Origin of the sequence: Pseudomonas sp. IPO3747, from assembly GCF_013385245.1 — a bacterium.
Taxonomy (GTDB): Bacteria; Pseudomonadota; Gammaproteobacteria; order Pseudomonadales; family Pseudomonadaceae; genus Aquipseudomonas; species Aquipseudomonas edaphica.
Genome location: NZ_JACAQL010000009.1, coordinates 254,235 through 268,280, shown reverse-complemented (window position 1 = coordinate 268,280; position 14,046 = coordinate 254,235). Strand labels below are relative to the sequence as shown.

At 60.7% G+C, this 14,046-nt stretch carries 9 protein-coding genes; 1 reads left to right on the top strand and 8 read right to left on the bottom strand.

What is annotated here, in order from left to right:
* Nucleotides 1–30: 30 nt before the first annotated feature.
* The 6 genes from HX790_RS14440 to HX790_RS14415 form a co-directional block, all read right to left on the bottom strand.
* The gene (locus HX790_RS14440; RefSeq protein WP_017138620.1) at nt 31–600 is read right to left on the bottom strand and encodes a lipocalin family protein; all 570 of its coding nucleotides are present in this window, start codon (nt 598–600) and stop codon (nt 31–33) included.
* Between the two features lie 30 nt (nt 601–630).
* Nucleotides 631–885 carry a hypothetical protein gene (locus tag HX790_RS14435; RefSeq protein WP_017849914.1) on the bottom strand — a complete coding sequence of 85 codons (255 nt, stop codon included), beginning with the start codon at nt 883–885 and terminating at the stop codon, nt 631–633.
* Nucleotides 886–1,145: 260 nt separating this feature from the next.
* The gene (locus HX790_RS14430; protein ID WP_003237460.1) at nt 1,146–2,156 is read right to left on the bottom strand and encodes a class 1 fructose-bisphosphatase; all 1,011 of its coding nucleotides are present in this window, start codon (nt 2,154–2,156) and stop codon (nt 1,146–1,148) included.
* Nucleotides 2,157–2,252: 96 nt separating this feature from the next.
* Nucleotides 2,253–3,596: a DUF3999 domain-containing protein gene (locus HX790_RS14425; protein WP_176991783.1), complete on the bottom strand. Its 1,344-nt coding sequence runs from the start codon at nt 3,594–3,596 to the stop codon at nt 2,253–2,255.
* On the bottom strand, nt 3,596–7,102 hold the full coding sequence (locus HX790_RS14420) for a DUF2339 domain-containing protein (protein ID WP_017138623.1): 3,507 nt from the start codon (nt 7,100–7,102) through the stop codon (nt 3,596–3,598). Before HX790_RS14420 ends, HX790_RS14425 begins: the two co-directional genes overlap by 1 nt.
* A gap of 205 nt (nt 7,103–7,307) precedes the next feature.
* On the bottom strand, nt 7,308–9,758 hold the full coding sequence (locus HX790_RS14415) for a glycogen/starch/alpha-glucan phosphorylase (protein WP_017138624.1): 2,451 nt from the start codon (nt 9,756–9,758) through the stop codon (nt 7,308–7,310).
* A 236-nt stretch (nt 9,759–9,994) separates the two neighbouring features.
* Between HX790_RS14415 and HX790_RS14410 the strand changes: the two genes are divergently transcribed.
* Complete coding sequence (locus HX790_RS14410; protein ID WP_053253906.1) at nt 9,995–10,429, top strand: YkgJ family cysteine cluster protein; 435 nt, start codon at nt 9,995–9,997, stop codon at nt 10,427–10,429.
* A 185-nt stretch (nt 10,430–10,614) separates the two neighbouring features.
* Here the strand turns inward: HX790_RS14410 and typA are convergent, their stop codons facing one another.
* Both typA and thiI read right to left on the bottom strand, forming a co-directional pair.
* Nucleotides 10,615–12,435 (bottom strand): translational GTPase TypA, encoded by a 1,821-nt coding sequence (gene typA, locus HX790_RS14405; RefSeq protein WP_003217997.1) that lies wholly within the window; start codon nt 12,433–12,435, stop codon nt 10,615–10,617.
* Between the two features lie 139 nt (nt 12,436–12,574).
* Nucleotides 12,575–14,029, bottom strand: coding sequence for a tRNA uracil 4-sulfurtransferase ThiI (gene thiI, locus HX790_RS14400; protein WP_065930794.1), 1,455 nt, complete (start codon nt 14,027–14,029; stop codon nt 12,575–12,577).
* Between the last annotated feature and the right edge of the window lie 17 nt (nt 14,030–14,046).

Here is a 14,046-nt window from a genome sequence, read left to right as displayed (position 1 = left end):
CTCCCACATTGGATTGAGGGTGACCTCAGGTTACTGCGAGGTCTTCGCCATCTGCTTGTCCGACGTGCGGAAGATCAGTCGCGTCGTGTCATACCCTTGCTGGCGCGCCCTGCTCAGCAGGTCTTCGCGGGTGTCGGCGCTCACCGTCGGTGTGCGCGACAAGATCCACATATAACGCCGGCTCGGGCTACCGACGATGGCGGTCTTGTAATCATCACTCACGTACAGCACCCAGTAATCGCCCTTGGCGACGCCTGGCAGCAACGCGGTGAACCAGTTATTGAATTCCACCCAGAGCTTGTCGGTCTTGCCCGGCACTTGCGGCGTGGCCGTGCCCTTGGCTTCTTCCCACTTCCACTCTGTGGTCAGGCAGCGGTTAAACACCGACATATCGCCATCCGGCAGCAGGGTGTAGCGAGCCTCGGACTGCGCGCAGTTACGCTGGAAGTACATCGGCAATCGGGCCAACTCATACCAGGTGCCCTGGTAACGCTTGAGGTTGACGTTGCTCGCGGTCTTGGGTTGCAGATCATCGCCAGAATGGCTGGCGCAGCCCGCCAAAAACAGACTGGCGCAAAGAAACAAAACAAAACGCATCATTCTTCTTCTCCCGCAGGCTCGCGCCCCGGTTTACTTCAGGCCTTGCCCGGAAAACATCAGAACTTTGTCACCGGCGTACTGCACGCTGATAAAGCTGTTTTTATCGCCCCACGTGCAACTGGACATGCCCAGCGCACCGGAACAATCGGTCGGCTTACCCAGCAACGACTCCACCTCGGCCTTGGCCATGCCAGCCGACAGCTTCGCGTAATTTTCTTGATTGACCTTGCTGCACGCGGCTAACAGCACGCAAAAAGCCAGCAGGGCGAGACGGCGTAAAGACATGGAAAAGCTCCTGGAGAGACAAAGCAGCTGGGGTATCTGCCAGAAGCTTAGAAGGGAAAAGAGGTGTCTGGTTCCCGATGAGCAAAAACAAAAAAACCCCGAAAACGCTGAAACGTTTCGGGGCTTCTTCTCATTCAAAACTTCAAGTCTTGAATGCTTCTGTGGCGAGGGAGCTTGCTCCCGTTCGGGTGCGCAGCGCCCGCAAGCTTTTTGGGGCCGCTTCGCAGCCCAACGGGAGCAAGCTCCCTCGCCACAGAGGTTTACTTCTTGTGATAAGCCGTCACACGCTCAACTTCTTCCTTCGAGCCCAGGAACACTGCCACACGCTGGTGCAGGCCTTCCGGCTGGATGTCGAGGATGCGCTGGTGGCCGTCAGTGGACGCGCCGCCTGCTTGCTCAACCAGGAACGACATCGGGTTGGCTTCGTACATCAAGCGCAGCTTGCCCGGTTTGGAAGGTTCTCGGCTGTCACGTGGGTACATGAACAGGCCACCACGGGTCAGGATGCGGTGCACGTCGGCAACCATCGCAGCGACCCAGCGCATGTTGAAGTTCTTCTTCAACGGGCCTTCTTCGCCGGCCATCAACTCGCCCACGTAGCGGGTCACAGGCTCTTCCCAGTGACGCTGGTTGGACATGTTGATCGCAAATTCCTGGGTGGAAGCAGGAATGGTGATGTCTTCGTGGGTCAGTACGAAGCTGCCCATTTCGCGGTCCAGGGTAAAGCCTTTGACGCCGTCGCCCAGGGTCAGCACCAGCATGGTCTGCGGGCCGTAGATGGCGTAACCGGCAGCAACCTGTTCGGTGCCTGGCTGCAGGAAGGCCTTTTCGTTCAGGGCTTCGTTCTGGCTCAGGTATTCGTTAGGGCAACGCAGTACCGAGAAGATAGTGCCGACCGGTGCGTTGATGTCGATGTTGGACGAGCCGTCGAGTGGGTCGAACACCAGCAGGTACGCGCCTTTCGGGTATTTGCCCGGGATCTGGTAGGCATTGTCCATTTCTTCGGACGCCATGCCGGCCAGGTGGCCACCCCATTCGTTGGCTTCGAGCAGGATTTCGTTGGAAATCACGTCGAGCTTCTTCTGCACTTCGCCTTGGACGTTTTCAGTGCCCATGCTGCCCAGAACACCACCCAGTGCGCCTTTGGACACGGCGTGGCTGATTTCCTTGCAAGCACGCGCCACCACTTCGATAAGGAAGCGCAGATCGGCAGGCGTGTTGTTGCTGCGGGTCTGCTCGATCAAATAGCGACTCAGGGTAACGCGGGACATGGAAGGCTCCGGAAAATGGGGGGCTTAAAAACCCGCGCAGTTTAACGCGAGTCGAGGGTTATTTCCTCTAATCAGAGGATTTAACCCCAATAGAGTTCACGGCTTGGCCGCCGGTGCACGCAACAAACTGTAGGCCATCGCCCCTAGCGCCGCTACACCCAACAGGAGCACGGCCCACAGGCCGAGTTTCTTCCAGTCGGTGCCCGCTTCGGGTGAAACGGCAATCGCAGGCGATTTGACCGTCACGTCGCCTGTGACCGTGGCCTGCCCCAAGGTCTTGATACGCTCGGCGCTGTAGTCGGGAATCAGCGTCGACAGCGGCAAGTTAGCGGCCTTTACCGACGGGTTGCCCAACGCCAGGGTAAACGGCGGCTCGCCCCGCGCCAGGAACACCAACTGCGTGGCGCGCACAGCAAAACGCAATGCCGGCGCTTCCACGCCCAGGCCGCCGCCGCGCTCGTCCACCTGCAACTTGAGTTCGCCCACGGCCACGCCTGGCAATTGCAATTCATCCTGCACCACGTCCTGGCCGTTCTGGGCCAGGCGATACAACAAGCCATTGCTCAAAGGCTGCCAGGCTTGATTGGCTTCCCGCCGCCCCGCCAACGTCACGGGCGCCAGCGTGTTGGGCTGCTTGAGCTCGACGCGCAAGCGCTCCACATGCAGCCCCGTCGGCAACTGCCAGCTGTATTCACCCGCCTTGAGCCGCGTACCCGACAACGGCTGCGACCACACCAAGGGCATTGGCAGGCTGCTGCTGGTGGCGCTCACAAGCTTGGCCGAGGTCAGCGTCGGCGCGGCCTGGCCTTGCCACAGCAGGCGCAGGTAACGCGCCGATTGCCCCGGCAGGCTCACGTCATGTTGCTCGACCCGCTCATCGGCAAACGATAGGCGCGCCACCTGGCCATCGCCCCAGGGTTCCCAGTGCTGCAGGTCATCGCTGGCTTCAATGCTGAAACGCTGGAAGCCATCCTGTTCGCGACTCCAGTCCAGGCTCAGTTGCTGCAGCGGCGCCTTGATCGCGCTGGCGTCCAGTACCCAGCCTCGCAGCACCTGTTTGCCGGCCTTGGACGGGCGCACTTCCAGCAGCGTGCCTTCGGCGGTGGATTTCATCACCACGTCCGGCACACTTTGGCGGGTGTCGGCGGCGTACAACGGGAACCACTTCACGTCGGCGACCGTGCGACTTTCGGTGCGTTGCGCTGATTGGCGCGACAACGCGTAAGCCTGGGGCTCGCCGGCGGCGTTGAACACGCGCACATCACCAAGATCCGCCTGGCGCGCGCTCAATTGCACCGACAGCGGCAACTCCAGGCGATACCAAGGCCCGTTGCCACTTACCGCCAACGGCACCTGTGTGGTGAAGTCGGCGGGCGTTTCTTGCGCCCACGCCGACAACGTCGAACACATGCCCAACGCGATCACGCTCAACTTACCGATCAAGAGGATGCTCCTTCAGTTTCCAACACCGGCTCGGCGCGTTTGGGCGGCAGCGGTGCGAAGTAACCCACCACCAGCAACAGCCCGCCCACACCAATAAACGATACGATCCGCGCCAGCCCGCCACGGTTGCTCAGCTCGACAAAGAAAAGCTTGGCGACCACCACCGCAATCAACGCCGCGCCGATCAGCCACACTTCGCGACGATGGCGCAGGTGGCCGCCGATCATCAGGCCCAGGGCGATCAGGGTCCAGACCAGCGACAGGCCAGCCTGCACCCACATGGACGCCAGCAAGGTATCCAGTTGGAACGGCACGCCCGCCCAATGGTGGGCGGTGCGCATCACCAAGGCCGTGAAGAAGGCAAACAGCGAAGCACCTGCGACACCTTGGGCGATCAGTTCAGCACGCGGCCCGCGCTGCGGCGCCACGCTGCGCGACCACAGGTAAATACCCAGCAATGCGAACAGCAGGCCCACGTCCAACGGATTGAGCAATGGCACGTACGGCAGTGGTTTCGCCGTGCCGTCGCTGAAGATGTTCGCCAACCAGAACCAGCCGAGCATCAATACCGCCAGCGGCAACGCGGCCAGCACACGGTATTCACGCGGGTTTGCCGACACCGGCCACGGCCAGCTGCGCGGTGCCGCCGCCAGCACCAGGTACAGGCTTGGCAGAATCGCCCAACCCAGCCAACGCCAGGCGTTGTACTCACTCGACAGCAGCAACAGGCCGTAACGCAGCTCCAGCGCCAACACACCAATCAACATCCAGCAGCCGAACACATGAGCGATGCTCAATACCTTGCCCGGCACCACCGCCGCCAAACGGCGCAGCGCGATAAAATGCACCACAAACACCGCCAACCACGCCAGCCAGCCGTAATGCGCTGCCGGGTGATAGTAATCATGGGCAGACACCAGCAACACCACGCCCGCCGCCGGCATCAGCAAGGCGCACAGCATGCCCAGAGATGCCCAGCGTAAACGTGCGGCCAACAGCGCCCAGATCGCCACGCTCACCGCAGCGATGCCAAGCAAAAATGCGCCTTGCAGCGCTTGCGGGATAAACCGCAGCACTTCGCCGATCAACGCCAATGCCCACCAGGCCGCGCCCCACACCAGCAGCAGGTCGGACAGGCGTTGCAATTTCAACACGGCAAACACCGGCGCCTGCGACTCACGTTGCAAGCGCCAGGCGCCCACCATTGCCGCCAGGCCCAGCACCATCGGCGTCCAGAAAGCGCTGTGCGCCAAGGGGCGCAAGCCCTCGCTGTTCAACGGCCCGAGCAACTGCGGCACCGCCAACAGGAACGAAGCACCACCGATCAGTTGCAGCAGCAAACCAAACACGAAACTCACGCGTTGTTGCAGGTACAGGCTCAACCAGATGATCAGCAAGCCACTGGCCGCCCACACGCCGCTGGCGCTTTCCCATGGCAGCACAAACAGCACCGCAAGGTTGATCAGCACCAGACCCGCGAGCAGCACCACCGACAAGCCGCGCAGCAGCCGCACATCGCTGCGCACCATGTCATCGCGCGCCGCCATCAGCATGCCGCCGACCAACGCCAGGCCGATCAGCGAGGCGGTCAACAAGCCGGTCCAACCGGCACTGAATACCGCAGCCCCATCACCGCCCTGCAAACGCAGGAGGAACAACACCCCACCGAGCAATTGCACAGCAAAGGCAGTGAACAGGAAGGTGCGCGAGCCAATGCGCAGGCCGACAAACAGCGTCAGCAGCCCGGCGATTGCCCAACTGATGGCGGTGCCTTGGGTCAACAACAACAAGGGTGCAAGCAGGTACAAAAAGGTCAATCCCAGGCTCGCCAGCACGGGCAGACCGGTGCGCTCCCATTGCGCCGCTTGTTCGGTCGATGCCTTGCGCAACTGATCGAAGCTGAACAACAGGGCCGCGCCCAGCAACAGCGCGCCCAGTGGTGCACCGTTGAGCAAGGTCAACTCGCCAACGCGCAGTTCGCTGAGGAACGCCAGCGCTGACCCCAACTGTAACAACAGGCCAAACGCACGAGCCAACGGCCGCTGCTGACGCAAGCCAAGCCAGAAGATCCCGGCGCCCTCCACTGCCCAGGCCGCCGCCGTCCAGCGCGCGTCGAGGCCCAGCGGAATCGCCAGGCTGGCAAAGATCACGCCCAGCGCCAGGCAAGTTTCGGCCAGCAGCAAGGCGCGCCCGCCACTCAGCATCCGCGCCAAGCCCATGTAGATAAGGCCTAAACCGAGTGCACTGAACGCGGCGGCAAACTCCAGGTGCTGCACCACGGCGAACTGCAAGCCAAAGCCTACCAACGGCGGGCCGAACAGCATGCTGCCATCGACATAATCACCCTTGGCCGCCGACCAGCGCAGCAGCGCCTCACGGCCTTCGGGGGCATCGCCCACCTCCTGCAGCTTGCGGCGGGCGAACAACAGGCCGATGGCCAGGTACATCAGGAAAAACAGGATCAGGAACGGCTCGGTGCTCCACAGCAGTTCCGGTGTGTAGGAGCGCATGCCCCAGGCGAAGCCTATGCCGAAGGTGCCGACAAACCCGATCAGGTTGAGCAGACGCCAGGCCTTGAACCACGCGATGGCCAGAATGCCGGCGTTGAGCAATGCAAAGTAACTGAACAGCGCCACATGATTACCGGCGCCGGTTGAGGTCAGAATCGGCGCGGCAAACCCACCCAGCGCCGCTGCGCAGGCCAGGCCGAGGGCATCCTGGGTGATCGCCAGGATTGCCGAGAACACCGTGACCGCCACCAGCAGGCCGAGTGCCGCGCCTGGGTCGATCAACGGGTGCAGGCGCATCGCAGCAAACACCGTCAGGTACAACACGGCAATCCCGGTACCCTGCAGCATCAGCCCGTAATTGCTGTTGCGCAGCCGTAACCACCAACCCAGGCCCAGCAGGCCGATGGCGGCAGCGGCAACCCCGGCGTAACGCAGTTCAATCGGCACCACCACGCCTTCGGTGGCATAACGCAGCAAGAAGGCCAGGCCAAGGAACAGCAGCACCACGCCAACGCGCAGCACGGTGTTGCCGCCGAACAGCCAATTACGGGCGCCGCCGATGGCGCGCTCGATCAGGTTGGGGCCACGGGGGATGGCAGGTTCTTTCGGTTTTGGTGCTGGGGTCCAGACGTCCTCCGGCAGTGGCTGTCTCGCCTCGGCCATCACGGCGACGGGCGCCAGTTCGGCGGGCAGCTCCCAAACAAGTTCGGGCTTGGCAACGGCAGGTGCAGGTTCAGGGATGGGGGCTTCGACAATCACGCTGTTTGTAGGCGCGGGCACTTCCAGTTGCCGCAGGCGCTCACCCAGGGCTATCAATGCCTTCTGCGTGGTCTCTAACTGAAGCGCTTGCTGGTCTGCCTGGGCGGACAGCCTCGACAGGCGAATCGCCTGACCAATGCCCAAGCCCAATAGCGCACCGAAGCCGGCATCGGTGAACGACTCATCGAGTGTCCAGCCGAGCACCAGGCCAATCAGCATGAAAATCCATTGCATGGTCGATATCCCTAAGCAGCCCGAGGCGGGCAAACCGAGGCCTAGTATATCGACGCAAAGCTAATGTGGGAGCTGCTTTTGTGGCGAGGGAGCTTGCTCCCGTTCGGGTGCGAAGCGCCCGCAATAGCCGGCGGCTGCTACGCAACCGAACGGGAGCAAGCTCCCTCGCCACAGAAGCCCGCTCCCACATGGGTTTTTGCGGTGTTTAGTCGAGGGCTTTCCAGATCTCGGTGGCGTATTCGCGGATGGTGCGGTCCGAGCTGAACCAGCCCATGCGCGCCGTATTGAGCACAGCCGAACGCCACCAGGCCTTGGAATCGTGCCAATGCGCTTCGACCCGCGCCTGGGCGTCCCAGTAGGCGTCAAAGTCGGCGCACACCAGGAAACGGTCGTAGTCGATCAACCCGTCGATCAAGCCCACATAGCGGCCTGGATCATCCGGCGAGAACACCCCGCCGCGGATCGCTTGCAACACATCGTTGAGACGATGGGAGGCTGCCACATCCGGCCCGGCGTGGAATTCACCGGCGTGCTTGCGGGCTTCCACTTGTTCGGCGCTGAGGCCGAAGATAAACATATGCTCGGCGCCCACGCGCTCGTGCATCTCCACGTTGGCGCCGTCCATGGTGCCGATGGTCAGCGCGCCATTGAGGCCGAACTTCATGTTGCTGGTGCCAGAGGCTTCAAAACCGGCCGTGGAAATCTGCTCGGACAAGTCCGCCGCCGGGATGATGCTTTCCGCCAGGCTGACGTTGTAGTTGGGCAGGAACACCACCTTGAGCAAGCCGCGCACGGTCGGGTCGTTGTTCACGGTGCGGGCGATGTCGTTGGTCAGCTTGATGATCAACTTGGCCTGGTGATAGCTGGCCGCCGCCTTGCCCGCGAAGATTTTCACGCGCGGCACCCAATCGGTGCCTGGCTCGGCGCGGATTGCCTGGTACAAGGCCACGGTGTGCAGCAGGTTGAGCAGTTGGCGTTTGTATTCGTGGATCCGCTTGACCTGCACGTCGAACATCGCCGCCGGGTTCACCGAAATGCCCAGGCGCTCGTGGATGATCTCGGCCAGTGCCCTCTTGCTGTGCAGGCGCTGTTCGGCGAAGGCTTTGCGGAACACCTGCTTCTCGGCGAAGGTCTCCAGCTCCGTCAGGCGGGTTTCCATGGTGTCGAGGATGTCCGGCCCCAGAGCCTCCACCAGCATCTCGGTGAGCTTGGGGTTGGCCTGGTACAGCCAGCGGCGGAAGGTGATGCCGTTGGTTTTGTTGTTGATGCGCTCCGGGTACAGCTTGTGCAGTTCGGAGAACACCGTGCTGCGCATCAGTTGGGTGTGCAAACCGGACACACCGTTAACGCTATGGGAGCCAAGGAACGCCAGGTTACCCATGCGCACGCGGCGGCCGTTGTCTTCTTCGATCAACGACACCGCACGCAATACGTCAAAGTCGTGGATGCCCTTGGCGCGCAGCGAGTCGATGTGCTGGGCGTTGATCAGGTAGATGATCTGCATATGCCGAGGCAGCATGCGTTCCATCAAACCGACAGGCCAGGTTTCCAACGCCTCGGGCAACAAGGTGTGGTTGGTGTAGGAAAGGGTTTCGACGGTGACATCCCACGCGGCTTCCCACGGAATGTCATGCAGGTCGACCAGTTGGCGCATCAACTCAGCCACGGCGATGGACGGGTGGGTGTCGTTGAGCTGGATCGCGGCGTGTTCGCCCAGGCTGAGTACCGAGCCGTGCATGTTCTTGTGGCGGCGCAGCAGGTCTTGCAGCGAGGCCGAAACAAAGAAGTATTCCTGGCGCAGACGCAATTCCTGCCCCGCTTCGGTGCTGTCGGCCGGGTAAAGCACTCGGGAGATGCTTTCGGCGCGAGCCACTTCGGCGACGGCGCCCAAGTGGTCACCGGCGTTGAAGCGCTCCAGGTGCAGGTCTTCTACCGCCCGGGCGCGCCACAGGCGCAGGGTGTTCACGCTGGCGCCGCGCCAGCCGACTACCGGCGTGTCGTATGCCACCGCGCGAACTGTTTCGTTGGGCGTCCACACCTGGATCATCTTGCCGGAGGCGTCCGCCAGGGTTTCGACGCTGCCACCAAAGCCGATCGGGTAAATCACCTCGGCGCGCTCGAACTCCCACGGGTTGCCGAAATCCAGCCAGCGTTCGGTCTGTTCCTGCTGCCAGCCGTCGACAATCGCCTGGCGAAACAGGCCGTGTTCATAGCGGATGCCATAGCCGTGGCCGGCAATGCCCAGGGTCGACATGCTTTCCATAAAGCACGCGGCCAGGCGGCCCAGGCCACCGTTGCCGAGCGCCGCGTCGGGCTCCAAGAGGCGGATGCGCTCCAAATCCACACCCAGCTCGGACAAAGCTTCGCGGGCAATCTCCAACACGCCGAGGTTGCTAAGGCTGTCGTAGAGCAAACGGCCGATCAGGAACTCCAGCGAGAGGTAATACACCCGCTTCTGGCCTTTGCGGTAGATGCGCCGCGTGTGGTTCATCCAGTGGTCGACCATCTGGTCGCGGGCGGCCAGTGCAATGGCTTCGAACCAGTCGTGGTCGAAGGCGTGATCCGGGTCCTTGCCCACCGCGTAGGTAAGTTTGGTCAAGACAGCATCGCGGAATGCGGCTACCTCTGCTTCTCGTGCAAGCGGTTCCTGAGACATCGGTGCGACCTCGGGCGAGATTGAAGGAGTTGCTAGAGCCTAGTCGGTCTGACAGACGGTAGACGTGCTGGTTCGGCAGTTTTTTAACTCATTCACCATTGCTGGAAATTGATGCAGGGGCCGTGCCTGCTTTTCTCCCCTGCACCGTTGGAGATGAAATCTGCAAAATATTGTTCAAAAAACCACCAATCCCGGTATGATCGCGCGCCCGGATACTGCCCCACCTTGGAACCTTGATGAAGCCTCAACTGATCGCCGCCGCTGAACTCGACCGTCTCGAGACCTGGCAGAAATATTCCGCCCACATGTGCGGTGGCTGCGTGTCCAGCTGCTGCACGCTGCCGGTCGAGGTGAAGATCAAGGACCTGATCCGCATTGGCATCGTCGATGAGTTCGAGCGCGGCGACCCGCCGAAGAACATCGCCAAGCGTTTGCAGAAGGAAGGCATCGTCGAGCGCTACAATTCCAAATCCGAAATTTTCACCCTGCAGCGCATGAGCAATAACGACTGCCTGTACCTGGATCGTAAGACGCGCTTCTGCACTATTTATGACAAGCGCCCGGATACCTGCCGCAACCACCCGAAAATCGGGCCGCGGCCGGGGTATTGTGCGTATAAGCCGAAGGAAGTGGTGCGCGAGACCAATTTCCGGACTCTCGACAAGTTCTGATGATCATGATGATCGTTCCCACGCTCCGCGTGGGAATGCAGCCCTGGACGCTCTGCGTCCGCCCTTAAAAGCGGGACGCGGAGCGTCCCAAGCGGCATTCCCACGCAGAGCGTGGGAACGATCAGGCATAAAAAAACGCCCCCGGCCTTTCGACCGGGGGCGTTTTTCATTCAGCCTGAGTTAACTCAGTTCTTGGCTTTCTTGGCAGCGCGGGTACGCTCGCCTTCGTCCAGGATCTTCTTACGCAGGCGGATCGACTTAGGCGTAACTTCGCACAGCTCGTCGTCCTGGATGAATTCCAGGGCCTGTTCCAGGGTGAAGCGAACAGGTGGGACCAGAGCGATGGTTTCGTCTTTGCCCGAAGCACGCATGTTGTCGAGCTTCTTGCCTTTGGTTGGGTTAACGCCCATGTCGTTGTCACGGCTGTTCAGACCAACGATCTGACCGTTGTAGATCTCTTGACCGTGTTCAACGAACAGCTTGCCACGCGCCTGCAGAGTTTCCAGGGAGTAGGTCAGCGCCTTGCCGGTTTCTACCGATACCAGAACACCGTTCTGACGGCCGGACATGTCGCCGGACTTCATGGTGTCGTAGCGATCGAAGATCGAGGTCAGGATGCCAGCACCGTTGGTCAGGGTCAGGAACTGGTTACGGAAACCGATCAGACCACGCGCAGGGATGTTGTATTCCAGACGTACACGGCCTTTGCCATCCGGCACCATGTTGGTCAGGTCGCCCTTACGCAGGCCCATCTCTTCCATGACCTTGCCCTGGGATTCTTCAGGGGTGTCGATGGTCACGTTTTCGAACGGTTCCTGCTTCACGCCGTCAACCTGACGGATGATCACTTCTGGACGACCAACGCCCATTTCGAAGCCTTCGCGACGCATGGTTTCGATCAGTACCGAGAGGTGCAGCTCACCACGGCCGGAAACCTTGAACTTGTCAGCCGAGTCGCCTTCTTCAACGCGCAGTGCAACGTTGTACAGCAGCTCTTTGTCCAGACGTTCCTTGATGTTACGGGAAGTCACGAACTTGCCTTCTTTACCGCAGAAAGGCGAGTCGTTTACCTGGAAGGTCATGGAGACGGTTGGCTCGTCAACGGTCAGAGGCTTCATCGCCTCAACGTTGTCTGGCTGGCACAGGGTGTCGGAGATGAACAGCGAGTCCATACCGCTCACGCACACGATGTCGCCGGCGAAAGCTTCTTCAACGTCGATGCGGTGCAGGCCGTGGTGACCCATCAGCTTCAGGATACGACCGTTACGCTTCTTGCCGTCGGCGCCGATGGCGACAACTGGAGTGTTCGGCTTGACGCTACCACGCGCGATACGGCCAACACCGATAACACCCAGGAAGCTGTTGTAGTCCAGTGCCGAGATTTGCATCTGGAACGGGCCTTCACGGTCAACTTTTGGTGCCGGTACGTTGTCGACGATCGACTGGTACAGCGGGGTCATGTCTTCAGCCATGTCGGTGTGTTCCAGACCGGCAATGCCGTTCAGGGCCGAGGCGTAGACCACTTTGAAGTCAAGCTGTTCTTCGGTAGCACCCAGGTTGTCAAACAGGTCGAAGATCTGGTCCAGAACCCAGTCCGGACGCGCGCCTGGACGGTCAACCTTGTTGATGCACACGATCGGACGCAGGCCGGCTTCGAAAGCCTTCTTGGTCACGAAACGGGTTTGCGGCATAGGGCCGTCTTGAGCGTCAACCAGCAGCAGAACGGAGTCAACCATCGACATTACGCGTTCTACTTCGCCGCCGAAGTCGGCGTGGCCCGGGGTGTCCACGATGTTGATGTGGTAGCCGTTCCAGTTGATAGCGGTGTTTTTAGCCAGGATGGTAATACCGCGCTCTTTTTCCTGGTCGTTGGAGTCCATCACGCGCTCGTCGTTGAGCTCGTTGCGCTCCAGGGTGCCGGATTGACGCAGGAGTTTGTCTACCAGGGTGGTTTTACCATGGTCAACGTGAGCAATGATGGCGATGTTACGTAGATTTTCGATCACTTGTGTATCTCGATCAGAGGATTCGGTGTGCTGACAGGTCGTGGCAGCGATTAACAGTAGAGTCAGGCCTTGCCGTTACAGCTTGACGGCAGAGTCGGGGGGCCGGTGACGCAGGCCACAGGCAAACAGCCCCGGGCTCTTAGCTCGGTCGATAAACGCGCACATTGGCATACCCCTCACTGAGCAAATGGTGGGCATGCAGGCGACTCATCACGCCTTTGTCGCAATACAGCAGGTACTGACGGCTGTTATCCAGTTCCTTGAAGCGCGCGTTCAATGCGTAGAACGGCAGCGCTTGCACGTCGATGCCAGCGATTTCCAGCGGCTCATCCTCGGCGGCATCCGGGTGACGGATGTCGACGACGATCTGGCCGGCCAGGGCTTCGCTGACTTCTTCGATTTGCACATCCTGGCCCAATTCATCGATAACACGATCGATCGGGACCAGTTTGGCGTTCTCGAGCGCACGCTCCAGAATCGCCATATCAAACTGTTGTTCTTCATACTCCACGCGGTTGCGCTTGGCGTGGGTCTTGGGGTTCACCGAAATGACCCCGCAATATTCAGGCATGTGCTTGGCAAAGTCGGCCGTGCCGATTTCTTCTGCCAGGTCGATGATGTCCTGTTTGTGGCTGGCGATCAGCGGGCGCAAGACCAGCTTCTCGGTGACGCAATCAATCAGCGACAGGTTGGGCAGCGTCTGGCTGGACACCTGGGAGATCGCTTCACCGGTCACCAACGCGTCGATCTGCAACTGATCGGCGATTCGGGACGCAGCGCGCAACATCATACGCTTCAATACTACGCCCATATGACTGTTATCGACTTTGCCGAGAATTTCGCCCAGCACTTCCTCGAACGGCACGCTTACAAATAGCACGCGTTGGGAGCTGCCGTACTTCTTCCAGATAAAGTGCGCGACTTCCATCACGCCCAATTCGTGTGCACGCCCGCCCAGGTTAAAGAAGCAGAAGTGGCTCATCAGGCCGCGACGCATGATCTGGTAGGCCGCCACCGTGGAATCGAAACCGCCGGACATCAGTACCAGGGTCTGTTCCAGTGCGCCCAGCGGGTAGCCGCCGATACTGTTGTGCTGGCTGTGGATCACAAACAACCGTTGGTCGCGAATTTCCATGCGCACTTCAATTTGCGGCGCTTTGAGGGAAATTCCGGCGGCGCCGCACTCGCGACGCAGCTTGCTGCCGACGTATTTCTCGACATCCATGGAGCTGAAGGTGTGCTTGCCGGCGCGCTTGCAGCGCACCGAAAAGATCTTGCCTTCAAGCGACTCACCGTAGTGCTGCTTGCACTTTTCGGTGATGTCGTCGAAGTCGCCCAACGGGTACTCATCGACCTGCAGGAAATGCGCGATGCCCGGCATGCAGCTCAGGCGCTCGGTCATGTCCTTCAAGGCTTTGGCGTCGGTAATGCGGGTTTCCAGCTCGAGGTTGTCCCACACGCCGTTCACCACCACAGCCGGGTCCAGGTCTCGGAGCACGGCACGGATGTTCTTGGCCAACTGACGGATGAAACGCGTCCGTACCGGTCGGCTTTTGATGGTGATCTCGGGGAAGACTTTTACGATTAATTTCATGGAAACAGCGCGCGCCG